The 25,707-nt window shown below is 62.3% G+C and carries 25 protein-coding genes; 8 read left to right on the forward strand and 17 right to left on the reverse strand.

What is annotated here, in order from left to right; genetic code table 11:
* Positions 1-316: 316 nt before the first annotated feature.
* The 3 genes from dsbG to dsbD are packed head-to-tail and all read right to left on the reverse strand — an operon-like array spanning position 317 to position 3,632.
* On the reverse strand, positions 317-1,078 hold the full coding sequence (gene dsbG, locus BFQ01_RS24325) for a thiol:disulfide interchange protein DsbG (protein WP_065927225.1): 762 nt from the start codon (positions 1,076-1,078) through the stop codon (positions 317-319).
* Complete coding sequence (locus BFQ01_RS24330; RefSeq protein WP_065927226.1) at positions 1,054-1,905, reverse strand: TlpA disulfide reductase family protein; 852 nt, start codon at positions 1,903-1,905, stop codon at positions 1,054-1,056. The genes dsbG and BFQ01_RS24330 overlap by 25 nt, the downstream gene beginning before the upstream one ends.
* Positions 1,905-3,632 (reverse strand): protein-disulfide reductase DsbD, encoded by a 1,728-nt coding sequence (gene dsbD / locus BFQ01_RS24335; protein ID WP_065927227.1) that lies wholly within the window; start codon positions 3,630-3,632, stop codon positions 1,905-1,907. The genes BFQ01_RS24330 and dsbD overlap by 1 nt, the downstream gene beginning before the upstream one ends.
* 176 nt (positions 3,633-3,808) lie before the next feature.
* On the opposite strand from dsbD, the gene BFQ01_RS24340 reads away from it, so the two are divergent.
* The 5 genes from BFQ01_RS24340 (at position 3,809) to BFQ01_RS24360 (ending at position 8,564) form a co-directional block, all read left to right on the forward strand.
* On the forward strand, positions 3,809-4,489 hold the full coding sequence (locus tag BFQ01_RS24340) for a response regulator (RefSeq protein WP_065927228.1): 681 nt from the start codon (positions 3,809-3,811) through the stop codon (positions 4,487-4,489).
* A complete protein-coding gene (locus BFQ01_RS24345) occupies positions 4,486-5,808 on the forward strand; it encodes an ATP-binding protein (RefSeq protein ID WP_065927229.1) in 1,323 nt (440 codons plus the stop codon). Before BFQ01_RS24340 ends, BFQ01_RS24345 begins: the two co-directional genes overlap by 4 nt.
* A gap of 123 nt (positions 5,809-5,931) precedes the next feature.
* On the forward strand, positions 5,932-6,699 hold the full coding sequence (locus tag BFQ01_RS24350) for an N-acetylmuramoyl-L-alanine amidase (RefSeq protein ID WP_065927230.1): 768 nt from the start codon (positions 5,932-5,934) through the stop codon (positions 6,697-6,699).
* Positions 6,700-6,865: 166 nt separating this feature from the next.
* Positions 6,866-8,260: an aspartate aminotransferase family protein gene (locus BFQ01_RS24355; protein ID WP_065927231.1), complete on the forward strand. Its 1,395-nt coding sequence runs from the start codon at positions 6,866-6,868 to the stop codon at positions 8,258-8,260.
* Between the two features lie 82 nt (positions 8,261-8,342).
* On the forward strand, positions 8,343-8,564 hold the full coding sequence (locus tag BFQ01_RS24360) for an MbtH family protein (RefSeq protein ID WP_027603905.1): 222 nt from the start codon (positions 8,343-8,345) through the stop codon (positions 8,562-8,564).
* A gap of 263 nt (positions 8,565-8,827) precedes the next feature.
* Here the strand turns inward: BFQ01_RS24360 and BFQ01_RS24365 are convergent, their stop codons facing one another.
* The 7 genes from BFQ01_RS24365 to minC all read right to left on the reverse strand — a co-directional run bounded on the left by BFQ01_RS24365 (position 8,828) and on the right by minC (position 15,527).
* On the reverse strand, positions 8,828-10,993 hold the full coding sequence (locus tag BFQ01_RS24365; protein ID WP_065927232.1) for a mechanosensitive ion channel family protein: 2,166 nt from the start codon (positions 10,991-10,993) through the stop codon (positions 8,828-8,830).
* A gap of 52 nt (positions 10,994-11,045) precedes the next feature.
* A complete protein-coding gene (locus tag BFQ01_RS32640) occupies positions 11,046-11,222 on the reverse strand; it encodes a hypothetical protein (protein WP_016970148.1) in 177 nt (58 codons plus the stop codon).
* Between the two features lie 158 nt (positions 11,223-11,380).
* Positions 11,381-12,670, reverse strand: a complete 1,290-nt coding sequence (locus tag BFQ01_RS24370) for a M18 family aminopeptidase (RefSeq protein ID WP_027603907.1) — start codon at positions 12,668-12,670, stop codon at positions 11,381-11,383.
* 116 nt (positions 12,671-12,786) lie between these two features.
* Positions 12,787-13,422, reverse strand: a complete 636-nt coding sequence (locus BFQ01_RS24375) for an RluA family pseudouridine synthase (protein ID WP_027603908.1) — start codon at positions 13,420-13,422, stop codon at positions 12,787-12,789.
* Between the two features lie 96 nt (positions 13,423-13,518).
* Entirely contained in the window at positions 13,519-13,773 is a 255-nt protein-coding gene (minE, locus tag BFQ01_RS24380; RefSeq protein WP_003175252.1) for a cell division topological specificity factor MinE, read from the reverse strand.
* 3 nt (positions 13,774-13,776) lie between these two features.
* A complete protein-coding gene (gene minD / locus BFQ01_RS24385; RefSeq protein ID WP_065927233.1) occupies positions 13,777-14,589 on the reverse strand; it encodes a septum site-determining protein MinD in 813 nt (270 codons plus the stop codon).
* Positions 14,590-14,789: 200 nt separating this feature from the next.
* A complete protein-coding gene (gene minC, locus BFQ01_RS24390; RefSeq protein ID WP_027603909.1) occupies positions 14,790-15,527 on the reverse strand; it encodes a septum site-determining protein MinC in 738 nt (245 codons plus the stop codon).
* Positions 15,528-15,646: 119 nt separating this feature from the next.
* Here minC and BFQ01_RS24395 point away from each other — a divergent pair, with 119 nt between their 5' ends.
* Together BFQ01_RS24395 and BFQ01_RS24400 are read left to right on the forward strand one after the other, a co-directional pair.
* The gene (locus tag BFQ01_RS24395) at positions 15,647-16,582 is read left to right on the forward strand and encodes a lipid A biosynthesis lauroyl acyltransferase (RefSeq protein WP_065927234.1); all 936 of its coding nucleotides are present in this window, start codon (positions 15,647-15,649) and stop codon (positions 16,580-16,582) included.
* Positions 16,583-16,613: 31 nt separating this feature from the next.
* Positions 16,614-17,756 (forward strand): patatin-like phospholipase family protein, encoded by a 1,143-nt coding sequence (locus tag BFQ01_RS24400; RefSeq protein ID WP_065927235.1) that lies wholly within the window; start codon positions 16,614-16,616, stop codon positions 17,754-17,756.
* Positions 17,757-17,865: 109 nt separating this feature from the next.
* On the opposite strand, the gene BFQ01_RS24405 is transcribed toward BFQ01_RS24400, so the two are convergent.
* The 7 genes from BFQ01_RS24405 to puuE form a co-directional block, all read right to left on the reverse strand.
* Entirely contained in the window at positions 17,866-18,651 is a 786-nt protein-coding gene (locus BFQ01_RS24405) for an outer membrane protein OmpK (RefSeq protein WP_065927236.1), read from the reverse strand.
* Between the two features lie 230 nt (positions 18,652-18,881).
* Positions 18,882-20,231, reverse strand: coding sequence for a nucleobase:cation symporter-2 family protein (locus BFQ01_RS24410; protein ID WP_065927237.1), 1,350 nt, complete (start codon positions 20,229-20,231; stop codon positions 18,882-18,884).
* 116 nt (positions 20,232-20,347) lie between these two features.
* A complete protein-coding gene (locus BFQ01_RS24415; protein ID WP_065927238.1) occupies positions 20,348-21,637 on the reverse strand; it encodes a urate hydroxylase PuuD in 1,290 nt (429 codons plus the stop codon).
* Positions 21,638-21,688: 51 nt separating this feature from the next.
* Positions 21,689-22,192 (reverse strand): ureidoglycolate lyase, encoded by a 504-nt coding sequence (locus BFQ01_RS24420; RefSeq protein ID WP_027603915.1) that lies wholly within the window; start codon positions 22,190-22,192, stop codon positions 21,689-21,691.
* A gap of 152 nt (positions 22,193-22,344) precedes the next feature.
* Positions 22,345-23,340 carry an allantoicase gene (gene alc / locus BFQ01_RS24425; RefSeq protein WP_065927239.1) on the reverse strand — a complete coding sequence of 332 codons (996 nt, stop codon included), beginning with the start codon at positions 23,338-23,340 and terminating at the stop codon, positions 22,345-22,347.
* Between the two features lie 41 nt (positions 23,341-23,381).
* Positions 23,382-23,897: a 2-oxo-4-hydroxy-4-carboxy-5-ureidoimidazoline decarboxylase gene (gene uraD, locus BFQ01_RS24430; RefSeq protein ID WP_065927240.1), complete on the reverse strand. Its 516-nt coding sequence runs from the start codon at positions 23,895-23,897 to the stop codon at positions 23,382-23,384.
* A complete protein-coding gene (puuE, locus tag BFQ01_RS24435; protein WP_065927241.1) occupies positions 23,894-24,820 on the reverse strand; it encodes an allantoinase PuuE in 927 nt (308 codons plus the stop codon). The genes uraD and puuE overlap by 4 nt, the downstream gene beginning before the upstream one ends.
* Positions 24,821-25,199: 379 nt before the next feature.
* On the opposite strand from puuE, the gene uraH reads away from it, so the two are divergent.
* Complete coding sequence (gene uraH, locus BFQ01_RS24440) at positions 25,200-25,553, forward strand: hydroxyisourate hydrolase (protein ID WP_065927242.1); 354 nt, start codon at positions 25,200-25,202, stop codon at positions 25,551-25,553.
* Positions 25,554-25,707 lie beyond the last annotated feature (154 nt).

Here is a 25,707-nt window from a genome sequence, read left to right on the forward strand (position 1 = left end):
TCTTCGCCGTCTGTCAGGACGCCATCGGGGCTTGCCCCCGATGGCCATAGGTATCTACACAACTCTTAAAGGCTGACACATAACTCTGTGGTGAGCGGGCTTGCCCCGCGCTGGGTTGCGAAGCAGCCCCAAAACCTTCACCTCGATTGATTCTGGCACTCTGCGGTGACCTTATTGGGGCCGCTTCGCAGCCCAGCGCGGGCGGTGCGACGATTCGACAAGCCCGCTCACTACAGAAGCCTAATTGCCATAAATTCCGTATTCACTGAAAGTTGCGTAGATACCCATGCCCCGATGGCGTCAGACCAGGCGCCGCTTACTTCGGCCCCATAATCTTCCCCAACTTCTCCGGCGACGGCGCCCCTTGCTGTTGCTGCAAGCCGCCCTTGTCATCCAGGTAGAAAATCGCCGGCGTCGCCGACAGTTCCAGCTCATCCATCAACTTCATATTGGCATCGAGCTTGGCTTCGATGTCCGCCGGGATCTTGGCCAGCGCCTGCAATTTGCTGCCCTTGCCGGCGGCTTCATGTTCTTCCAGGGCCTTTTGCGGGTCCTTGGCGGCGAACAGGGCGGCCGACTTGGCGGCGCTGTCTTCGCGGATGATGCCGACCATGATGTGGCGCAACTGCACCTTGCCGGCTTTTACCCATGGCCGCGCCTGTTCCCAGAACATGTTGCAGTACGGGCAGTTGGGGTCGCTGAACAGGTAGACGACGCGCGGGGCGTTTTTGTCGCCGTCCTGGATCCAGCTGCTTTTTTCCATTTTGGCCCAGACTTCCTTGGCCATCGGCGCGTACACCAGTTTTTCCAGGGGCGCGCTGCTCAGGTCATTGCCCTGGGCGTCGTACAGGTTGCCGGCGATCACGCTCTTGCCGTCGGCGGTCAGGTACAGCGCCATGCCGCGGTTCTGGTATTGCGCGGCGTAGCCGGTGAGGCCGCTGGGGGCGTCGAACTTGCCGAGGATTTTGGCGCCTTTGGCTTCGATCTGTTTGATCGGTGCCGGCCAGTCTTCGGCCTGGGCCAGGGTAGCCGCCAGTGTCAGCGGCAGCAGGGTCAGCAGGTGGCGGAGGCGAGGCATGTCGGTTTCCTTGTGGCGGCAGGGGCGGTGTCGAAGGGTTCCATGGCACGGGCCAGGCTGGCCTGGGACAACTCGCCCAGGTGGCTGTTGATCAGGCGCCCGTCGGCTTGGTAGAACAGCGTGGTGGGCAGGGCCATGGAGCCCACGGCCTGGCCGAGGCGGCCGCTGGCGTCGAACAACACGTTGTCGAGGGTCAGGCCTTGGGTGGCGAGGAAGGTGCTGACGCTTTGCATGCTTTCGGCCTGGTTGACGAACAGGAAGGTCACGTCGGGGCGCATGCGCTGGGCGTTTTCCAGCACCGGCATTTCGCGGCGGCACGGCGGGCACCAGGTGGCCCACAGGTTGATCACCAGCGGGCCGCCCTGGTAATCCGCCAGTTGCACCACTTCGCCATTGGCGTTGCGCAAGGTGATGTCCGGCAGGCGTGTGCCTTTTTCATACACGCTCAAGGACAGGCTGGTCATGCCCCAGAACACCAGCCCGGTGATGACCCCGGCGCTCAGGGGCTTGCGCAGCGCCGGGCGACGCCAGCCATAGAGCAGTGCACCGAGGATCAGGGCGACGATACCGGGCCAGGCGAGAAAACCGCCGTCGCGCAGGTCGACCATCTGCAGCCAGTCGTTGCTGTAGTAACTCCAGTACATCAGCACGAAGCTGACGCGGGCCGCCAGCATGCCCAGCAGGAACAGGCTGAACAGCACCGATTCCGGATTTTCACCGCCACGCTTGGCCACGCGCCAACCCACCAGGGTGGCGAGAATCAACGCGCTGATCAGCAGGATGTGATTCAGGGCGATGGCGAAGGTGCCGATGGTCAGGGTCAGCATCAGAGGGCGTCCCGGGCTTGAGTCCAGCGTTGCAGGAAAGCGGCGGCATCCACTTCGCCGGTGATGCGCTGGGCGCGGCGTTCCTCACCGTCAGGGCCGATCCACACGAAGCTGGGCGGCCCCGGCACCTGGTAGCGGCCCAGCAGTGCGCGGCTGGCGGCATTGTCGGCGGTGACGTCGAGGCGTAGCAGGCGTACATCCTTCAGCGCGTCGAGCACTGCGGGTTTGCCGAACACCTGTTTTTCCATGATCTTGCACGACACGCACCAGTCGGCGTAGTAGTCCAGCAGTACCCATTGGCCCTGGGCCTTGGCGCTGTCGAGCTGGCCTTGCAGCACGCCGGGGTCATTGATGGTCATGAAGGCTTCGTGGGCGGTGGGTGCGGCGGTGGTCCGCGAGCCACTGTAGACCTTCAACGGTTGCCACAGGTCATCGCTGCCACCCGCCGCACCCACCAGCAGCAGGCCGCCCCACACCCCCACGACCACGGAACCGGCGCCGAACAGCATGGCGACCCGCCCGAAATCCTGGGCCAGGCGCCAGCCGCAATAGGCCATGGACATGGCCAGCACGCCCCACAGGCCGAGCCACAGGCTTTCGTCGATCACCGGGCGAATCATCAGCACGGCGGTGGCCAGGAACAGGAAGCCGAAGATGCCCTTGAGCACATTCATCCAGGTGCCCGGCTTGGGCAGGAAACGGTTGCCCACGGTCACCAGCAACAGCAGCGGCACGCCAATGCCGATGCCCATGGCGAACAGGATCAGGCCGCCGTGCAGGGCATTGCCGCTCTGGGCGATGTACAGCAATGCACCGGCCAGGGGCGCGGTCATGCACGGCCCCACCAGCAGGCCGGACAGCGCGCCGAGCACCCCGGCGCCGACCAGGCTGCCGCCGCTCTGGTTGCGGCTGACGTTATCCAGGCGATCGCGCAAGGCCACGGGCAGTTGCAGTTCGAAGAAGCCGAACATCGGCAGGGCGAGGATCACGAACAAGGCGGCGAAGCTGCCGAGGATCCACGGGGTTTGCAACAGCGCCGCGAGGTTGGCGCCGAGCAGGGCGGCGAGTACACCGAGCGCCGCATACACCAGCGCCATGCACACCACGTAGCTGCCGGCCAGGGCAAAGCCGCGACGCGGGCTGGCGCCACTGCCCACCACCAGGCCGGCGAGGATCGGCAGCATCGGCAACGAACACGGGGCAAACGCCAGCAGCAGGCCCAGGCCGAAGAACACCAGCAGGCTCCAGCCCAGGCTGCGTTGTTGCAGGCCGCTGGCCAGGCTCTGGTCCTGGGCTTCGGCGGTGGCCGCAACGGCGGGGTTGCCGCCCAGGTCTACGCTGATCGACTGCGGCGGATAGCACAGCCCCGCATCGGCGCAGCCCTGCCAGCCGAGCTTGACCTGGCCGGTGACACCGGCGGGAATCTTCACTTCCAGGCCCTGGCGATACACTTCCTGCTCGCCAAAGAACTCGTCGCTATGGGCTTCGCCTTGCGGCAGCACGGGCTTTTCGGCCAGGCCATCGAACTTCATGCGCTGCTTGTACAGGTAATAACCGTCGGCAATCTGCCAATACAGCTGGGTCTCGCCACTTTCAAGACGTTCGGAGGTAAAGGTGAAGGCCTTGCCCACCGGGAGGAAATCGGCTTTGGTCTCAAACGGATTGCCCGGCGCGGCCTGGGCGAACCCCGCGAATAACACCAGCAGAAAGGTAAACAGATGCCGCATGGTCAAGCCTTAGTTCGATGCAAGTGAGGCACACAATGTGTGGCGTTGATTAACCGATGATTAACCGGGCGCTATTCTAAAGTGTAGGGATTATCTGAGCTTGCATCTTTTCACGGCATAATCTGCGCTTAATCCGCTGCACTTTTAATCCCCCCATCTTTCATGAAGGGTTCAGCATGCACGTACTGGTCTGTGAAGACGACGAACTGATCGCCAGCGGCATCGTGGCCGGCCTCGGTGCCCAGGGCTTTACAGTCGAGCGCGTGGCCACGGCTGCCGCTGCGCGCGCGATGCTCAAGGCGGCGACCTTCGACATCATGGTGCTCGACCTCGGCCTGCCCGACGAAGACGGCCTCAAGCTGCTGCAACAGCTGCGCAGCCAGGGCCTGGAGATTCCGGTGCTGATCCTTACCGCGCGGGACTCGGTGACCAACCGCGTCGACGGCCTGCAAGCCGGTGCCGATGACTACCTGCTCAAACCCTTCGACCTGCGCGAATTGGCCGCACGCCTGCAAACCCTGCTGCGCCGGATGGCGGGGCGCAGCGTCAACCTGATCGAGCACGGCCGGCTGACCTACGACCCGAGCAGTCGCGAAACCCTGTTGGGCGGCCAGCCGGTGGACCTGTCCCGACGTGAACAGGCGCTGTTGCAGGCGCTGTTGCACAACAAGGGCCGGGTGCTGTCCAGCGAGCAACTCAAGGACAGCGTCTACGGCTTCAACGATGAACTGGAAAGCAACGCCCTCAACGTGCATATCCATCACCTGCGGCGCAAGTTGGGCAATGGCATCGTCGAGACCGTACGCGGCCTGGGTTATCGCCTCGGCCCGGCAGATGATGGAGAGAACGCTTCGTGAAAAGCCTGCGCCTGCGCCTGACGTTCAAGCTCGGCGCCGCGTTTGTGCTGATCTGGGCCCTGGCGGCGGCCTGGATGCTTAACGACCTGCGCAACCAGATGATGTTTTCCCTCGACCAGCGCCTGGTGGCGTCGGCGCGCATGGTGGCGGGCCTGACCGAGCAGATGCCGGGCCTGGCCAGTGTCAGCGGCGGCGCGCATTTCAGTGCCGAGCAACTGAATGTGCCGGGGGGCATGGCCTGCCAGGTCAGCTCCTTGCGCGGGGAAATCCTCGCCCGCAGCCATACCACGCCGGATGAGGGCCTGGAGTCGCGCAAGAGCGGCTTTCGTGACCAAGTCATCGATGGCGTGGGATGGCGCAGTTTTACCCTGTCCCGTGGCGACCTGTTGATCACCACCGCCGACCGCCAGGTGGAGCGCGAGGCGCTGAACCTGTCGATCCTGCTCGCCGCCTCGGTGCCGGTGGGCGTGGCGATGCTCGGTTGCCTGTGCCTGTTGTGGCTGGGCATCGGCCAGAGCCTGCTGCCGCTCAACCGCATGCGTGACGCGCTGATGCGCCGCAGTGCCGATTCCCTCGAACCGTTGCAGATCCACCCATTGCCCAGCGAACTCAAGCCGCTGCTCGACACCCAGAACCAACTGCTGCAACGCATCGCCAAGACCATCGAGCGCGAACGCCGCCTCACCGGCGACGCAGCCCACGAGCTGCGCAGCCCGCTGACGGCGATCAAGACCCACCTGCAAGTGGCGCGCATGACCGAGGGCGCGGCCCGCGACCAATCCCTGGCCCATGCCGAGGAGGGCGCCGACCGCTTGCATCGCACCCTGGAGCAATTGCTGCTGTTGGCGCGGGTGGAAGGCAGCCTGTCATTCGACGATGGCTTGCAGTCCAGCGCCGAGGAAGTCGCGCGGCTGGCGATCCAGGACGCGAATGCCGGCGATAATGGGCGTATCGACCTGAACCTGGCGGACAACCTCAGCGAAACCCCGGTGGACATGCCGGTGGGCCTGGCGGTCGCGGCCCTGCGCAACCTGCTGGACAACGCCCTGCGCCATACACCCGCAGACACACGGGTGGAGCTCAGTGTGTTCACCGCCGCCGATCACGTGATCTTCCGCGTGCGCGACCACGGCAAGCAGATCTCCCCCGAAGACCTGCAATACCTCACCCAACGCTTCTGGCGCAATGGCAACAGCGAGGGCTGTGGCCTGGGCCTGGCGATCGTGCAGGCGATCGTGCAGCGCTGTTCCTGCTCGTTGACGTTCGATAGCCAGGTGGATGGCCTGCGCGTTGACCTGGGCATGCCGTTGCGACGCTGACCGCGTTTTTTCACTAGCCAAATAGTTACCGCCCGCTTGAAGTGCAAGCCTTCAGGATGGCGGTAATTTTTTTGCGCTTGAACGGGCCGAAAGACTCGGCCTGTATTGAAAAGGACGGTTCTTATGTTGGTCATCGATACCAGTTTCCCCGCCAGGGATTTCAACGAACGTCACGGCGAACCCGTGCGGCAGGTGATCCTGCATTACACCGCGGCGCCGTTCGCCTCCTCCTTGCGCACCCTGACCCGGAACGGGGTCAGCGCGCATTACCTGCTGCCAGATCCCCATGAGCCCGGCTACCGCGCCGCCGGGTATGACGAGTTGCGCGTGTTTCGCCTGGTGCACGAAAACCAGCGCGCCTGGCATGCCGGGGCGAGTCACTGGGCGGGGCGCGATAACCTCAACAGTCGGGCGATCGGCATCGAGATTGTCAACCTGGCCCGGGATGACGGGGGCGTATTCACCTTTCCAGCGTACGGCCAGGAGCAGGTGGCGGTGTTGATTGCATTGCTTCGCGACATCCTTGGGCGTTACCCGCAGATCGGGCCGGCCGACATTCTCGGGCACTCGGACGTGGCGTACTGGCGCAAGAGCGATCCGGGACCGCGCCTGCCGTGGCGCGGTTTGTTCGAGGCGGGAGTCGGGGCGTGGTTCGACGAGTCGACGCGGGCCATGTACCAGCGCCGGTTTTGTGTCGGGCTGCCGCCTGAAGTGGAGGTGGAGCGGGCATTTCAGCGCTATGGCTATAAGCCGGCGCAGAATCGCCAGGCGTTCGAGCAGCGCACCCGGGCGTTTCAGATGCACTTTCGGGCGCGGGATTATTGTGGTGTGTTGGATGCCGAGACCTGCGCGATCCTGTATGCCCTGAATGAAAAGTACCGCGGACTGTAAAGCCCGGCATATTTGGATCTTCATGCATCAGTTACCGACAACAGCCCCTAAATCCGATTGAAGCTGGTGCGTTTCCAGAACAGGAAATCCGTGCGCATGCCCTTGGGCCAGACGCCAACGGATCGGCAGTTTGGTCACCATCATCCGCGTATTGAGGGATCGAGAGATGTCAGTCGCTACCAGCCGTATCGAAGATACCCAGGTGCATGAAACGCTTTATCAGTTCGACGAAAGCCCGCTGCTGGCCCGCCAGCGCCAGCAGGAATCCAACGCCCGCAGTTACCCACGGCGCATTCCCCTGGCGCTCAAGCGCGCCAAGGGGATCTATGTGGAAGACGTGGAGGGCCGCAGTTTCATCGATTGCCTGGCCGGCGCCGGCACCCTGGCGTTGGGGCACAACCACCCGGTGGTGATCCAGGCCATCCAGCAAGTGCTGAGCGACGAACTGCCGTTGCACACCCTGGACCTGACCACTCCGGTCAAGGACCAGTTTGTGCAGGACCTGTTCGGCCTGCTGCCGGCGGAGCTGGCGCGGGAAGCCAAGATCCAGTTCTGCGGCCCCACCGGTACCGATGCCGTGGAAGCAGCATTGAAATTGGTGCGTACTGCCACGGGGCGCAGCACGGTGCTGTCGTTCCAGGGCGGTTATCACGGCATGAGCCAGGGCGCGTTGAGCCTGATGGGCAGCCTGGGGCCGAAAAAACCCTTGGGTGCCTTGCTCGGCAATGGCGTGCAGTTTTTGCCATTCCCTTACGACTACCGTTGCCCGTTCGGTCTCGGCGGCGCAGAAGGCGTGCGGGTCAACCTGCATTACCTGGAAAACCTGCTCAACGACCCGGAAGCCGGGGTGTTGCTGCCGGCGGCGGTGATTGTCGAGGTGGTGCAGGGCGAGGGCGGGGTGATCCCGGCCGATCTCGACTGGCTGCGCGGCCTGCGGCGCATCACCGCGCAGGCCGGCGTGGCGTTGATCGTCGATGAGATCCAGAGCGGTTTCGGCCGTACCGGCAAGATGTTTGCCTTCGAACACGCCGGCATCATTCCGGATGTGGTGGTGATGTCCAAGGCCATCGGCGGCAGCCTGCCGTTGGCGGTGGTGGTGTATCGCGACTGGCTCGACACCTGGCTGCCGGGCGCCCATGCCGGGACATTCCGTGGCAATCAGATGGCCATGGCGGCCGGTTCGGCGGTGATGCGCTACCTCAAGGAGCACGACTTGGCCGGCCATGCGACCGTCATGGGCGAGCGCCTGGGCGAACACCTGCGCATCCTGCAGCGTGACTACCCGCACCTGGGGGATATTCGCGGGCGCGGGCTGATGCTCGGTGTGGAACTGGTGGACCCGGACGGCGCCCTGGATATCCAGGGCCACCCGCCGGTGCATCGCCAGCTGGCACCGCTGGTACAGCGTGAATGCCTCAAGCGCGGCCTGATCCTCGAGCTGGGCGGCCGGCATGGCAGCGTGGTGCGCTTCCTGCCGCCACTGGTGATCACCGCCGCCGAGATCGACCGCGTGGCCGAGATCTTCGGGCGCGCCCTGGCGGCAGCCGTCGCCAGCCTCTAATTTTTTGGCGTGTTGGTACGTTTCTACAGATATCAGCGCTGCGCATGGTGCGCAGCCAGCCTTTGAGCGATGGAGAACAGCAATGACCTCAGTATTTGACCGCGACGACATCCTGTTTCAGGTAGTGGTCAACCATGAAGAACAGTATTCCATCTGGCCCGACTACAAGGCCGTGCCGGAAGGCTGGCGCACCGTGGGCAAGAGCGGCCTGAAGAAAGAGTGCCTGGCCTACATCGAAGAAACCTGGACCGATATGCGTCCGTTGAGCCTGCGCCAGAAGATGGACGGCGCAACGCTGGCCTGACGCAAAACCTGCAGTAGGCCGGCCTGTCGTGGTGGGCGGGCCTGTTGTGGCGAGCGGGCTTTTTGTGGCAAGCGGGCTTGTTGTGGTGAGCGGGCTTGCCCCGCGCTGGGCTGCGAAGCAGCCCCAAAACCAGCCGCTGAGTTATGTCTGATACACCGAGTGCTTCTTGAGTGGGGCTGCTTCGCAGCCCAGCGCGGGGCAAGCCCGCTCACCACAAAAAGCTCACCACAAACCACAATAAGCTCATCACATTCGCCATGACCTTACGCGTTCTTGTCCTTCTCCAACCCCGCCGCAGCCCCCGTCACCACTTGCACACTCAAGCGCGGCGTGGCCAGGTCCAGACCGGCGTCATCCAGATGCCGCTTCAGTGACAGGTTGAACGCCCGCGACACTTCCCACTGCTTGATCGGCGCCGTCTTGAACCGCGCGCGCAGGATCGCACTGCCCGACTCGAAGCTTTCCACCCCCTGGATCTCCAGCGGCGACCAGATATTGCGGCGTTGCAGCGGATCGTTACGCATTTTCTGGCCGACATCGCGCATCAGCTTGATCGCATCGTCGATTTCCATGTTGTAGGGGATCGCCACCCGGAAGATTGCATAGCCGAACTCCCGCGAGTAGTTCTTGATGCTCTTGATCTCGCTGAACGGGATGGTGTGCACGATGCCGTCAATGTCGCGCAGGCGCACGGTACGGATGGTCAGGCCTTCGACGGTGCCGAGGTGGCCGCCGACGTCCACGTAGTCATCGATGGCCAGGGAGTCTTCGATGATGATGAACAGGCCGGTGATCAAGTCGGCCACCAGTGACTGCGCACCAAAACCGATGGCCAGGCCGATCACACCGGCACCGGCCAGCAGTGGCGTGACGTTCATGCCCATGTTCGCCAGGGCGACGATGGCGGCGATGATGAAGATGGTCACGAACAGCACGTTGCGGATCAGCGGCATCATGGTCTGCGCGCGGGCATTGGCCAGGCCTTTGCGCGAGCGGGTGAGGGCGTGATGGATGGCGGTGTCGCTGAGGATCCAGATCAACCAGGCAAATAGCAGCGTGCCGCCCAGGCCGAACAGCTTGACGCTGATTTCATGGCCGTCGCCTTCGGTAAAGCGGATCAGCGACAGGCCCCACACCCGCAGCCCCAGTTCGATAAACACCAGCCACACCACCAGGTGGGCGAGGGTGTAGACGAAGCTTTTCAGGCGTTCGGAGTACAGCGCATGGCGCTTGTGCCCACGCTGCGGCTTGAGCGCATGGCGCCGCACCAGGCCGTTGATCACCATGCACAACACCAGCAACACCGTGCACAACAGCGACTGGCGCAGGGCGGTGCTGGTGTCGCCGGCGGAGACGAACGTGGCGAACAGCGAGATGCCCACCAACAGCAAGGCGGGGATGTACCAGAAGGTGCCGATGATCTCGATGGTGTCGCTGAGGGCCCGGCGGGTCAGGCGGCGCGACAGGGGCTGGTTGCGGATCAGGTGGGCGATCGGCCGCCGGAAACGCAGTATGAACACGCCGGTGGACAGCGCGGCCATCACATTGGCGACCGTGGCCGCCGTGTGGGCCAGGTGTTGGCCGAGCGCAGCCACCAGCCGCGGGTCGCTCAAGGCTTCACCAAAGGCGGCAAAGCTGCCGATCCACCACAACGGGCGGAACGCCTGGTGGCGCAGGATATACAGCGCGCGGTGGCGGTGCGGGCCGTCGAGCAGGGAGAAGGCAATCACACAGATCGCCGAGAAACAGGTACCGACCACCAGCGCATAAGCCAGCACCATTGCCAGGGATTTGCCCAGGGACGAGGGCAGGGCGTAGCTCAGGTACACGGTGATCACCAGTGCGATCAGCCAGGGCCCCAATTTGCGCAGGGCGAAGCGCAGCATGTCCCAGGTACGCGGGTGTTGCGGCAACTCCTCGGGCAGGCCGAAGCGCTCGCGTACCCGGTGGCTCAGCCAGATCAACGCGGCTGCCAGCAGGCTCCATACCGCGAGAATCACTGCAAAGCCGAAAATGATCGGCAGCCATTCGCTGGCCGGCAGCATCAGTGCGCTGAGTTCGTCCTTGGCCAGGTCGATTTCATTCGACCAGCGCCCCAGCGGGCTGTCGGCGCCGGAGAACTGCTGCTCCAGGCCCGACAGCGTACTGCCGATCAGCCCGAGCACGCCTTGCTCGGCGGCGGGCTGGGCCTTCTGGGTAGCGGCGCGCAGCTTCTTCAAGTCGCTCAGCAACTGGGTGCGTTGCTGGTCGTTTTCCAGGGTCTTGATCACCTCGTCCAACGACTGCCCCAACGGCACGTCGGCCTGGGGTTGGGTCTTGGTGGTGCCGAGCAGCCCGGGCAGGCCCACCGCTTGGGCAGACGAGAGCGGCAGCAGCGTGAGCAGGGCGATCAGGAAACAGCAGGGCAGCGCAAACAGACGGGAAAGCACGAGGCGGTCAACCTTGGAAACGACGGGTTGAGCGAGTGTACGAGTGCAAGCGTCATTCGGCCAGTTTGGCGAGGATCTTGTACACCACGGTGCCCAGGATCAGCAGCATGCCGACCCACATGCCGAATACGCCGAGGGGCTTGTCGCGGAAGTTGAAGCCAACGGCGAGCATGATCATGCCGATCAGGATAGGGATAAGCATGGCGTGGAAAGAGGACATGGAGATCATGGGGCGACGGCCTTGTCGGAGTGGGAATACTGACAAGTCTAGGTCGGATTGCAGGAAATGCAGGTGATGCAGATCAGGTGGACGTAAACCAAATGTGGGGGGCAAGTGCGAATCGTCGCACCGCCCCTCCCACATGTTGACGACATCCATTCCTGGTCTTAGGGCAGGTCGTGGCTGGCGTAGAACGCGCCCAACACCTTCACCAGATGCGCCAGGTCATGGCTGCCGCACAGTTCACGAATGGAGTGCATGGCAAACGTCGGCAAACCGATATCCACCGTACGCACACCCAGGTGGCTGGCGGTGATCGGGCCGATGGTCGAGCCGCAGCCCATGTCGCTGCGCACCACAAAGCTCTGCACCGGCACTTCCTGGGCCATGCACAGGTGACGGAAGAACCCGGCGGTTTCGCTGTTGGTGGCGTAGCGCTGGTTGCTGTTGACCTTGATCACCGGGCCGGCATTGAGCTTGGGGCCGTGGTTGGCGTCGTGCTTGTCGGCGTAGTTCGGGTGTACGCCGTGGGCATTGTCGGCCGACACCAGCAGGGATTTCTGAATGGTGCGTACGAATTCATCACCTTCAGGCAACAGGCGACGCAGGGTCTGTTCCAGCATCGGGCCGTCGGCACCGCAGGCCGAGCAGGAACCGACTTCCTCGTGGTCGTTGCACACCAGCACGCAGGTTTCGTCGCTCTCGCTGGTGAGCAAGGCTTGCAGGCCGGCGTAGCACGACAGCAGGTTGTCGAGGCGCGCGCCGGCGATGAAGTCGCCATTGAGGCCGATGACGGCGGCGCTCTGGGTGTCATAGAAGCTCAACTCGTAGTCGAGCACCACATCGGCGTTCAGCCCATGCTCCCGTGCCAACTGCTCGGTGAGCACGGCACGGAAGTCCACGCGTTCATCACCGGCAAATTGCGCGAGGATCGGCGGCAATTCGGTCTGGGCATTGATCGCCCAGCCCTGGTTGGCTTCACGGTTCAGGTGAATGGCCAGGTTGGGGATGATAGCGATGGGCAGCTTGAAGTCGATCAGCTGGCTTTCGACCTTGCCGTCACGGCGGAAGGTGACGCGGCCGGCCAGGGACAGGTCGCGGTCGAACCACGGCGCCAGCAGCGCGCCGCCGTAGACTTCCACGCCGAGTTGCCAGAAGCCCTGGCGTTGCAGCTCAGGCTGGGGCTTGACCCGCAGGCACGGGCTGTCGGTATGGGCGCCGACCAGGCGAATCCCGCCTTGCAACGGCGAATGGCGGCCGAGCTTGAAGGCGATGATCGAGGAATCGTTGCGGGTCACGTAGTAGCGACCGTTGGCTTCGGTGGCCCAGGTCTCGCGCTCGTCGAGGCGCTGGAAACCGGCCGCTTCCAGGCGCTGGGCCAGGGCGGCGGTGGCATGAAAAGGAGTAGGGGAGGCCTTGAGGAAGTCGATCAGGCCTTGATTCAACGCTTCGCGCATAAATAGCTCCAGACAGCAATGCGCGGAGTTTACCGTTCGAGGGCGAGAAGTGCACAGAACAAATGTGGGAGGGGGCAAGTCGCACCGCCCGTCCCACATGTACTGTATTTACAGCTTTAGAAGGGAGCCGGGCACTCAAAGCGCAAGCGCTCGCCGCTTTGCGGGTGAGTGAAGCTCAGCATGCTTGCATGCAGGCACAGGCGCGGCCACGCAGCCAGGGCCTGTTCATGGGCATACAGACCGTCACCGAGCAACGGATGCCCGATGGACAGCATATGCACGCGCAACTGGTGCGACCTTCCGGTAATCGGCGTCAGCTCGACGCGGCACCAGTCGCCACACCGTTCCAGCACTTTCCAGAAGGTCAGCGCGTGCTTGCCGAACTCGTGGTCCACCACATGGCGGGGTTTGGTCGGCGGGTCATAGCGCAAGGGCAGGTCGATGCTGCCGCTGTCCAGTTCCGGCTGGCCCCAGGCCAAAGCGGTGTAGGCCTTTTCGGTTTCGCGGTCGTGAAACTGGCGGGACAGTTCGCGATGGGTATCGGCGTCCCGGGCCAGCAGGATGATCCCCGAGGTTTCCCAGTCCAGGCGATGGACGATGCGGGCTTCGGGGTAGCCGTTTTCCTGCAGGCGGGTGATCAGGCAGTCCTTGTTGTCATCGGCGCGGCCAGGCACCGAGAGCAACAGGGTCGGCTTGTTCACCACCAGGACAGCGTCGTCCTGATGCAGGATATGAATAGTGGACAGCGGCATTAAACAGCCTCGTAACAAACGCCAACGGCGGCTCGACCACCCGGTTCCCGCAAAGGGATCAAGGTGACCGAGCCGCCGTGGCGGCCGCCTGTTCGATCAACGATCAGGCAGGGTGATATTGAGTTCCAGAATCGAGCAGCTGCCGTCATTTTCCAGGGCGACATGCACGTCATCGTTGCCGATATTGACGTACTTGCGGATCACCTCCACCAGTTCCTTCTGCAAGGCCGGCAGGTAATCCGGGGTACTGCGTTGGCCGCGTTCGTGCGCCACGATGATCTGTAGACGCTCTTTCGCGACCGACGCGGTGCTTGGCTTTTTGTTGGCGCGAAAGAAGTCGAGAAATTTCATTGTTTAGTTGCCTCCAAAGATACGCTCGAAGAATCCCTTCTTCTTAACATCGAGGAAGCGATGTTCCACGGTCTTGCCCAGCAAGCGATCAACCGCATCGCTGTACGCCTGGCCGGCGTCGCTCTGGTCGTCGAGAATCACCGGGACGCCCTGGTTGGACGCCTTCAGCACGGCCTGGGATTCCGGGATCACGCCCAGCAGGGTCACGGCGAGGATGTCCTTGACGTCTTCAACACCGAGCATTTCGCCGTTACTGACGCGCTCAGGGTTGTAGCGGGTGAGCAGCAGGTGTTCCTTGATCGGGTCCTGGCCTTCCTCGGCGCGCTTGGACTTGCTGGCCAACAGGCCGAGCATGCGGTCCGAGTCACGTACCGAAGACACTTCCGGGTTGGTCACCACGATGGCTTCATCGGCGAAGTACATCGCCAGGTGAGCACCGGTTTCGATACCGGCCGGGGAGTCGCATACCACGAATTCGAAGGTTTCCTTCAGCTCGGCGAGAACCTTGCCTACGCCTTCCTTGGTCAGCGCATCTTTGTCGCGGGTCTGGCTGGCGGCCAGTACGTACAGGTTCTCAAGGCGCTTGTCCTTGATCAGGGCCTGTTGCAGGTTGGCTTCACCGTTGACCACGTTGACGAAGTCGTACACCACGCGGCGTTCGCAGCCCATGATCAGGTCGAGGTTACGCAAACCGACGTCGAAGTCGACGATGACTGTCTTGTGGCCGCGCAGAGCGAGGCCGGTACCGATAGCGGCGCTGGTGGTGGTCTTACCCACACCACCCTTGCCGGATGTAACCACGAGAATCTTGGCCAAGGTGTTTCACCCCTAAGGAAAAAGGACTTTTCAGCCCCTGAAAAACATCTCTTGGAACTCGCCGCAGGCGGACAGCCTTTGTAGGAAAAAGACGGGTTTTCGCAGGAAAAACGCCAACCTTCAAATGTTCCTACGCAAGTAATGCCAGTTTCGCTGTGCTATCAGAGTCTAGAGATGCTTGGAAAATGCGGCAGTATCCGTTAAAGACGGATGATGTTCAACACATCGCCCGACAGGCTGACCTGCACCGCGGCTCCCCACAGTGGATCGCGGCGCAAATCTTCCGAAACCTTGTACTGGCCCGCGATGGACACCAGCTCAGCGGTCAATTGCTGGCAAAAAATGCGCGCCTTGGTATCCCCCTTGATGCCGGCGAGGGCACGTCCGCGCATCGGGCCGTATACATGGATATTGCCATCGGCGAGAAGTTCCGCGCCGGGACTGACCGAAGAGATCACCACCAGGTCGCCGCCCTGGGCGTAAATCTGCTGTCCGCCGCGTACGGGCGTGGTGATTATCTTTGTAGGCTTGATCGTCGGTTCCGCTGGTTTTTCCGGTTTTTTCTGCACTTCGCCGACCAAAGGTTCCAGTGGACGCTCACGCGCGCCGGAGGGTGGCAGTACTGGCAGTTCAATGGCGATGGCTGCGGCAATGTCTTCGATGCGGCTGGCACGAATCGCCAGGGTTCGCAGGCCATGGGAGCGGCACACGCGCATCAGGCCGGGCAGGTCGATGCTGCCCTGGCCGGCCGGCAGTTTGTCCAGGGCCAGTACCAGCGGGGCGTTGTTGAAGAAGTTCGGCGCCAGGGCAACCTTGGCGGCGAGCTGGCGGTCCAGGGCGTCGAGGTCGTTGCGGGCCAGTTCCAGCACGGTGATGGCGAGCATGCTGCCTTTCAGCTGGAACACGGGATCTTGGTCTAGCGGTTCGGTTTGGCTCATGGTCGGCAAAAAGCGGCTTGTCACGAAAAGTGTCGAGACTTATAACGAGAACACTCACTGGCCGCAAGCCGAGTCGAACCGTTGTAGAATGCGCGGCCCTGTCTTTCCCGGAATCTGTAATGGATCGCCCGCGTTTTCGAGCTGTATTTTTTCACCCGCGCTTTTGGCTGTTATGGCTGGGACTCGGCCTGCTCTGGCTGGTGACCCAACTGCCGTACCGTGCGCTGCTGACCATTGGTCGCCTGCTGGGTGCAGGCATGTACCGTGTGGCCGGCGAACGTCGCCGCATCGCCGCACGCAACCTGGAACTGTGCTTCCCGGAAAAAACCGCCGCAGAGCGCAAGAAGCTGCTCAAGGAAAACTTTGCCTCCACCGGCATTGCCTTCTTTGAAATGGCCATGAGCTGGTGGTGGTCGCGCCAGCGCCTGGCGCGCCTGGCCCATGTCGAAGGCCTGGAACACCTCAAGCAGGCCCAACTGGATGGCAAGGGCGTGATCCTCATGGCCCTGCACTTCACCACCCTGGAAATCGGTGCGGCCCTGCTGGGGCAGAAGCACACCATCGACGGCATGTACCGCGAGCACGGCAACCCGCTGTTCGACTATATCCAGCGCCGTGGCCGCGAGCGGCATAACCTCGACTCCCTGGCGGTCGAGCGCGAAGACGTGCGCGGCATGCTCAAGCTGCTGCGTGCCGGTCGCGCCATCTGGTATGCACCGGACCAGGACTACGGCGCCAAGCAAAGTCTCTTCGTGCCGCTGTTCGGCATCCAGGCCGCCACCGTGCCTGCCACCAGCAAGTTCGCCAAGCTGGGCAAGGCGCTGGTGGTGCCGTTCACCCAGGAGCGCCTGGCGGATGGCAGCGGTTACCGCCTGGTCATCCACCCGCCGTTGACCGACTTCCCCGGCGAAAGCGATGAAGTCGACTGCCTGCGCATCAACCAGTGGGTCGAAGCCTCGGTGCGTGAATGTCCCGAGCAATACCTGTGGACCCATCGCCGCTTCAAGAGCCGGCCACCGGGCGAACCCAAGCTGTACGAAAAACGTCGTCGCTAAGACCGACTTTCCCCCCACGTGGAGTGATGCAATGCGCGCAGCTGAACCGGTTACAGGCTTGATTCTTTCCGGCGGCGGGGCGCGAGCGGCGTATCAGGTGGGGGTATTGGCGGCGATTGCCGAGCTGTTGCCGCCGGGGGCGCCCAATCCGTTTCCGGTGATCGTCGGCACGTCGGCCGGTGCGATCAATGCGGTGAGCCTGGCCAGCGGTGCGATGGACTTCACGGCGGCCATCCAGCGCCTGACCGCGTTCTGGCAGGGGTTTCGCAGCCACCTGGTATTGCGCAGCGATTGGCCGGGGGTGGTGCGCCAGGCGAGTCGCTTCTTTACCCACAGCTTGCTGGGCCTGGGCCGGCAGTTACCGGTGGCGCTGCTCAACAGCTCGCCGCTGCGGGACTTGTTGCAGGACAAACTGCATTTGGCAGGTATCGACGAGGCCATCCGCCAACAGCACCTGCATGCGGTCGCCGTCACGGCCTTCGGCTATGAATCCGGGCAGGCGGTGACCTTCTATCAGGGCGGCGGCACCATCGACGCCTGGTTGCGCCATCGGCGTATCGGTGTGCCGACGCAACTCACGGTTGAACACCTGCTGGCCAGTTCGGCGATCCCCTTGCTGTTTGCCCCGGTGAAGCTCGACCAGGAATACTTCGGCGACGGCGCGGTGCGCCAGTCGGCGCCCATCAGCCCGGCGCTGCACCTGGGGGCGACCCGGGTGCTGGTGGTGGGTGTCAGCGGTAACCCGCGGGGCAATGAACCGATGGCGCAACGCACCTATACCGGCCAGGAGCCGACGTTGGCCCAGATCGGCGGGCATATGCTCAACAGCACATTCATCGACAGCCTGGAAAGCGATATCGAACTGCTGGAGCGTCTGAACCAGTTCAGCCATCACCAGCCAGCCGACAGTGCGGCCCGTGGCCTGGCGCCGGTGGAAGTACTGGTGATTGCGCCAAGCCAGCCGATCGACGAAATCGCCGCAAGGCATCGGCAGGAATTGCCGGCGGCATTGCGTCTGTTCCTGCGTGGGCCGGGGGCGACCAAGACGAGCGGGGCAGGGGTGCTGAGTTACTTGCTGTTCGAGGCGGGGTATTGCAGCGAGTTGATTGAGTTGGGCAGGAAGGATGCGCTGGCCAAGCGTGAAGAGATCATGCGGTTCCTGGGCTTGGCATGAACCCTTGTAGGAGCGAGCTTGCTCGCGAAGAACCCATAGGCACCGCTTTTGTTCTGAATAAACTCGGTGATCTCTGGTTTTTCGCGAGCAAGCTCGCTCCTACAGGGGGTCAGAAGTGGTACTTGACCAGGAAGCTCGCCGTGTCCTGGGTCGTCTTGAACGCGCCGGAATCCTCGATCCCGTACTTGTTCTTCCAGTAGTCGTATTCAAAGCCCACGTACAACTGCTTGTCGCCCCAATGCAGTGCCTTGCCCAAGTCGTATTTGACCTGCGGGTTGAAGTGCAGGTTGGCGTGGTAAGTGCCACGGGCGTTCTTGTCGTTGTCCACCACCCAATCCATAAAGCCGTCGATCAGGATGTCGGAGTTGCCCACCGGCAGGGTGTACGACCATACCGGGGTGATCTGCCATACACCGTCGCCTGGGCGATTGCCTTCGGTCTGGCGCTGGTAGAAGTTCAGCTGGAAGTAGTCGAAGCCCGGGATGTTCAGGTCGAAGCCAGGGCCGAGCAGGTACGACTCGTTGTCGCCTTCGCCGAACTCATACGTGAAGGCCAGCAACACATCCTTGATCGGGCCGAAGGACAGGTCCTGGTCGAAAATCTTACCGAACGACAGTCGCGGGCTGATCTCACCGTAGTACGTGCTTGGGCCGACGTTGCCGTCTTCCTTGCCGTTGTAAAAGATGCGGTCGACGAAGACGAAGTTGTCGCCGTACTTCCAGGCATCGGCATGTTCGAACGTGACGGTTTGCTGGATCTGTGGGTTGACGGTAAAGCTCTTGCCCCACAGATACGTCAGGCTGTTGTTCTGCCACTGCAACAAGTCACCGGCCACGGCCTGGCCGCCGGCCAGCAGGGATCCCGCCAGCATCAGGCCTTTGAACAGAGGTTTCATTCGGTTGCTCCCGAGTTAAAGTTTTATGGTTTTTCTTCTACACAAGCGCTCTGGTGCGGCGCCTTTGGTGGTTACAAAAGTGGTCTGAATGGTCAGCTTTATTGCTGCAGCAAGACCCGCGCCAAGGCGGCAAACAACCGTCGATTCAAGCGGGCGCGGAGAATACTGGCTCCCACGTCAGGGCTCAAGTGCGCCGTTACAGCGCGCACAGGGCGACAATGGGGCATGTGTCAGGTGTGGGCGGGGTCGACTACGGGGCGTTCGGCCCCGCCGAGAATGTTGAACAGGATATTCAGCGACAGTGCGCTGAGGGTCGCCATGGCGATGCCGCTGTGGGTGATCGGGCTCATCCACACGGGCAACTGTGCGAAGAACTCCGGGCGCACCACGGGGATCAGGCCCATGCCGATGCTCACCGCCACCAGCAACTGGTTGCGACGGTCGGCGATATCGGCCTCCTGGAGGATCTTGATGCCGGTGGCCGCCACCATGCCGAACATGGCGATCGCCGCCCCGCCGAGCACCGCCGGGGGAATCGACGCCACCAGGTACGCGGCCTTGGGCAACAGGCTGAGCACAATCAGGAAGGCACCGGCCATCATTGTCACCGAACGGCAACGCACGCCGGTCATCTGCACCAGGCCGATGTTCTGCGCGAAGGAGGAGTGGGTGAAGGTGTTGAAGAAACCGGCGAAGAACGACGCACCGGCATCACACAGCAAGCCACGGCGCAGCATTTTCGGCGTGACGTCCTGGCCGGTGATCTTGCCCAGCGCCAGGAACATTCCGGTGGATTCGACAAAGATGATCACCACCACCAGGCACATCGACAGGATCGGCGCCAACTCGAACCTCGGCATGCCAAAGTGCAGCGGCGTCACCACTTGCACCCACGGCGCCCGGGCCAGGCCGCTGAGGTCGACCATGCCGATGGCCCCGCACAAGGCGTAACCCAGGCCCATGCCGATCAGCACCGAGATATTCACCCAGAAGCCGCGCATGAAACGGTTGATCAGCAGGATGGTGGTCAGTACCAGGGCGGCAATTGCCAGGTAAATCGGTGAACCGAAGGTGGCGGCTGCGCTGCCGCCGCCGGCCCAGTTCACGGCCACGGGGAATAGCGACAGGCCGATGGCGGTGATCACGGTGCCGGTCACCAGCGGCGGAAAAAAGCGCACGATCCTGGACATGAACGGTGCGATCAGCATGCCGAAGAACCCGGCGGCGATGGTGGCGCCGAAGATTCCCTGCAGGCCGATACCGGGCATGCCGGCCATGGCGACCATGCTGCCGACAGCGGCGAAACTGGCGCCCATCATCACCGGCATACGGATGCCCACCGGGCCGATGCCGAATGACTGCACCAGGGTGGCGATGCCGGCTACCAGCAGGTCGGCGTTGATCAGAAAGGCGATTTCTTCACGGCTCAGGCCGGCGGCCTGGCCAATGATCAGGGGGACGGCGACGGCGCCGCCGTACATCAGCAAGACGTGTTGCAGGCCTACCAGAATCAGTTGCAAGAGGGGCAGCCGCACCATGGCGGGCGCGGCAGGAATCTGCGGTTCGACTAACTCGGTCATGCAACACCTCGGATCTTTTTTATTTTTGTGTTGTGTGGAACGCAATCTTCAAAACACTGCAGGTCCAAATGTGGGAGGGGGCAAGCCCCTCCCACATTTGGAACTATGTGAATCTGTTAGTTGGTACGCGCCCCCTGATTGATCCATGTGCCAATCAAATCCCGCTCCTGCTGGGTCATCTGGGTGATGTTGCCCAACGGCATGATCTGGCTCGCCACCGCCTGCGCCTGGATGCGCGCCGCCTGTTGCTGGATCTGCGCCGGGGTATCGAACATCACCCCGGCCGGTGCGGTGCTGAACAGCGGGCTGGTGGGTTTGGCCGAATGGCACACGGCGCAACGCTCCTGTATCACCCCGTGGACCTTGTCGAAATCAACCGTCGCCTGGGCAGGCGCAGGTGCAGCCGCGGGTTCGGTCGCCGCAGGCGCGGCGGGTTTCAGGCCACCCCCCAATGCGGTTTCCGGCAACGGTTGGTACTCGATGGCCGCAGGTGCCTTGGCAATCGGTTCGGCCGGCTTGGGCCCGGTCACATACGCCAGGCAAATCATCGCCAGTGCGCCCACCGGCAAGGTCCACGCATACTTCTGGCTGTTATGCCGCGTGTTGAAGTAGTGCCGCACCAACACCGCCGCCACCGCGATCCCCGCCAGGATCAGCCAGTTGTATTGGCTGCCGTAGGTGCTCGGGAAGTGGTTGCTGATCATGATGAACAGCACCGGCAGGGTGAAGTAGTTGTTGTGCCGTGAGCGCAGCAGACCCTTGGCCGGCAGGGCCGGATCGGGGGTGCGGTTCTCGGCGATCGCCGCCACCAGCGCGCGCTGCGCCGGCATGATGATGCGGAACACGTTACCGACCATGATGGTGCCGATCACCGCGCCCACGTGCAGGTACGCACCCCGGCCGCTGAACACTTTGCTGAAGCCGTACGCGGCGGCAATCAACAGCACGAACAGGATCAAGCCGAGCAGGGCAGGGCGTTTGCCCAGGGCCGAGTCGCAGAGGAAGGAGTAGATGAACCAGCCGGCGAACAGTGAGCCGATGCCCAGCAAGACGCCTTCGCTGCCACTGAGGCTGCTGCCGGGGGCGAGCAGGTACAGCGTCGGGTTGAGGTAGAACACCACGCACAGCAGCGCGACGCCTGACATCCAGGTGAAATAGGCTTCCCATTTGAACCAGTGCAGGTTGTCCGGCATGGTCGGCGGGGCCAGTTTGTATTTTTCCAGGTGGTAGATACCGCCACCGTGGATCGCCCACAAGTCACCGGACAGGCCGTCCTTGGGGTTGACGCGGTTGAGGTTGTTTTCCAGCCAGACGAAGTAGAACGAAGCGCCGATCCAGGCGACGCCAGTGATCATATGAACCCAGCGCACGCTGAGGTTCAGCCATTCCAACAGATGTGCTTCCACAGTCTTTACCTCTCGCCTGTCACCCTTGTTGTCGGGTGATCCGGCCTTCTCTTATTGGTGGGGGGCGAGGATCAACCGCTCATCCTCTTTGAAAAAATGCTCATCGCAGTTATTGCCTGTGCCACTGCGATCAACCACCAGGAAGTCATCCCGCTTTTCGATCGTCAGCACCGGGTGGTGCCAGACGCCGCGATGGTAATTGATGCCCTGCCTGCCGTTGGTGACGAAGGCGCGGACCAAGCCTGATACAGGTGCATCGCCAAGTGGCGCGACCACGATCAGAAAGGGGTTGCCGAGCAGCGGAATAAAGGCCTGGCTGCCCAGCGGGTGTCTCTCCAGCATGCACACGGTCAGCGGCATATCCAGCGCGTCGGCGCGGAAGATGCTGATGATCGCGTTGTCTTCAGGCTGTGCGGTTTCTACCGTTGCCAGCTTGTGAAAGCGCATGGTCGACCCGTTGTTGATCATGAAGTGATCGCTGCCGTCGGTTTCGATAACGTCTCCGAAAGGGGCGAAGGCTTCTTTGGTCAGGGGTTCGATCATCAGTGTGCGCATGGCTGTCTTCTTTTCCGAATGCTGTGTTGTTTGATCTGCTTGTTTTTGTAGTGAGCGGGCTTGCCCCGCGCTGGGCTGCGTAGCAGCCCCAAAAGACAGGGCCGCTTCGCGCCCCAGCGCGGGGCAAGCCCGCTCACCACAGGGTTCACCGCTTACTTGGCTACTTTGCCCAAAACCCGCAGGCGGCTCACACCGCCATCCGGGAACACGTTCAGGCGGATGTGGGTGATCGGGCCCAGTGCCTTGATCTGCTCGGCGAAGGTGTGTTCGGCGTGCATTTCCAGTTTCTGCGCCGGCAGCAGTTCGCGCCAGAACAGCGATTGGGTTTCGATCTGGCTGTCGGTGCCGCCCTTCACGAAGGCGCCCTGGATCGAGCAGGTGTCCGGGTAGTTGCCCTTGAAGTGCAGGGTGTCGACGATGATTTTCTCGATTTCGCCGGGGTGGCCCAGGGCGACGATCACCCAGTCATTGCCTGGCGTGCGACGGCGGGCGGTTTCCCAGCCATCGCCCATGTTGACGCCACGGCCTGGGTTGAGAATGTTGCTCATGCGGCCGAAGTGCTCGTCGGAACACGCCAGTGCGCGACCGCCGTTCAAGGCTGCGGCGAGGTCGATCTGTTCGTTGTCGCCCACCGAAGACCAATCGCGGAACGGCACGCCGTACACACGCAGACGGGCCACGCCGCCATCCGGGTAGATGTTGAAACGCAGGTGGCTGAACGCCTGGTCGTTGCTGATCTCGTGGTAGTGGTGGCTGTTGCCTTGCAACTCGACGGCCGACAGGACTTCTACCCACTGGGTGTCGTCGTCAGGCTCGCCCGAGGCCAGGAAGCAGGCTTCCAGGGACGCCGACGGCGGATAGTTGCCGGTGAAGAATGACGTGTCGATGTCCACGCCCTTGATCGAACCCGGTACGCCCAGGCGGATCACTGCGCTGTCGTAGCCTTCGAAGCGCTTGCGGCGTGACTCCCAGCCGTCCATCCACTTGCCGTTGTCATCGAAAACGCCCTCCTTCCACACGGCCGGGGTCGGCTGGAACAGGCGGTTGGCGTCGGCGAACCAGTCATCTGTCACGGAGATGATCTTGGTGCCCAGGCGGGCGTCGGCCAGGTTGACGAACTTTTCGAAAGGTACGGGTTGCGCTTTCATTCTTCTTGTCTGCCTTAAATAGAATGGCTGGGGATGGTGGTTTAGAGGGTCAGTAAACGGAACAACGCGATCTTGTTGATCTCGTCCAACGCGCACTTGAACTCGGCATCCACCGAGTTGTGAATGCGCGTTTCGAACGCGGCGAGAATCTGGTGCCGGTTGCTGCCTTTTACCGCCATGATGAAGGGAAACTTGAACTTGGCCTTGTAGGCATCGTTCAGCTCGGTGAAGCGTGAGAACTCTTCGGCCGTGCAGTGGTGAATCCCCGCGCCAGCTTGCTCATCGGTGCTGGCTTGGGTGAGTTGGCCCTGGACGGCAGCTTTGCCGGCCAGGTCAGGGTGAGCGTTGATCAACGCCAACTGACTGGCGTGATCGGCGCTCAACAGGATGTCGCTCATGCGTTGGTGCAGGGTTTCGATCTGGTCGATCGAGGCGTCCTGGCCCAGGTCGAAGGCCTTTTCGGCTACCCATGGCGAATGTTCGTAGATGTCGGCGAAGGCCTGGACGAAGGCGTCGCGGCTCAAGGTCGAGGGTTTCAAGGTCTGGAAGGTGCTCATTTGGCCGCTCCATGGAACGGGTGTACGTCATGCCAGTGGCGGGCGATGTCGACGCGGCGGGTGAACCACACCTGGTCATGGCCCTTGGCGTATTCGATAAAACGCTTCAACGAGGCCAGGCGCGCCGGGCGGCCGATCAGGCGGCAGTGCAGGCCGATGGACAACATTTTCGGTGCCTCGCTGCCTTCGGCATACAGCACGTCGAACGCGTCCTTGAGGTACTCGAAAAAGTCATCGCCCTTGTTGAAGCCCTGCACCTGGGTGAAGCGCATATCGTTGGTGTCCAGGGTGTAGGGGATCACCAGGTGCGGCTTGCCGGTGGGGGTGTTGGGTTCCCAGTAGGGCAGGTCGTCGTCGTAGGTGTCGCAGTCGTAGAGGAAGCCGCCTTCCTCCATCACCAGCCGTCGCGTGTTGGGGCCGGTGCGCCCGGTGTACCAGCCCAACGGACGCTCGCCGGTCAGTTCGGTGAGGATGCGGATGGCTTCGAGCATATGCTCGCGCTCCTGGGCCTCGTCCATGTATTGGTAGTCGATCCAGCGGTAGCCGTGGCTGCAGATCTCGTGGCCGGCGTCGACCATGGCGCGGATCACATCCGGGTGGCGCTGGGCAGCCATGGCCACGGCGAAGATGGTCAGCGGAATGTCGAATGCCTTGAACAGCTTGAGGATGCGCCACACGCCGGCACGGCTGCCGTATTCGTACAGCGACTCCATGCTCATGTTGCGCTCGCCCTGCAGCGGCTGGGCCGAGACCATTTCTGAAAGGAAGGCTTCGGACTCTTTGTCACCGTGCAGGATGTTGCGCTCGCCGCCTTCTTCGTAGTTGAGTACGAACGACAAGGCGATGCGTGCCTTGCCCGGCCAGTGGGGGTGAGGAGGGTTACTGCCGTAACCGATCAGGTCGCGTGGGTAGTCAGCGCTCACTGCAGTCTTCCTTCTTGTTCGTGGTAGCAAGTGTGTGGCGGCCAGCGGAAAGACTGGGTGGCGTCACAGCGATGGGCTGATTGTATACAACTTAATGGTCACTTTGTAAGCCTGTATTTCCGCATTTTTTCCGTGGAGTTGCCGCCGTTCAGCGCTGCAAGAAACTTGCCCGATTGGTCAGTAAACGGACAAAAGGTCTTTTAAAAGCAAGGCTTGCTGGGAAATTTCGTTGAGGATCGAGACGTCGCAGCATGTGCGAAACTTTGTGATTTTTATTGTGTACAATTTTTATTAAAAGTGTCTTAATCGGCCCATCAGCGGCTTTTTGATGCCCCGTAAAGGTGCAGCCTATTTCACTTCATGCAAGGGAGCCCGCCCCATGGGACGACTGACGACACACGTACTCGACGCAGCCCACGGCTGCCCCGGCAGTGCCATCCAGGTTGAGCTGTACCGCGTCGACGGCGCGCAGCTGGAACTGGTCGCCACTGCGCTGACCAACAGCGATGGCCGCTGCGACGCGCCGTTACTGCAAGGTGATGACTACCGCAGCGGTGTCTACCAATTGCAATTCAGCGCCGGCGATTACTACCGCGCCCGCGGTGTGCAATTGCCGGAGCCGGCCTTCCTGGATGTGGTGGTATTGCGCTTCGGCATCAGCGCCGAACAGGATCACTACCATGTGCCCCTGCTGATTTCGCCCTACAGCTACTCCACCTATCGCGGTAGCTGAGTCGTCACCTCGCTTCACACCCCCAAAGCTCTTCGTTGGTTTCGCCCGCGCACACTGCGGGCTTTTTTTTGGTTCATCACGGAATCCCGGGAAACACAGAAACAAGAACGCCGATTTGATTGATGATGTTCGTGCGAGCAAACACATCTAAAAA

The sequence above is a fragment of the Pseudomonas sp. 8 R 14 genome, from assembly GCF_900005955.1.
Classification (GTDB): Bacteria; Pseudomonadota; Gammaproteobacteria; order Pseudomonadales; family Pseudomonadaceae; genus Aquipseudomonas; species Aquipseudomonas marginalis.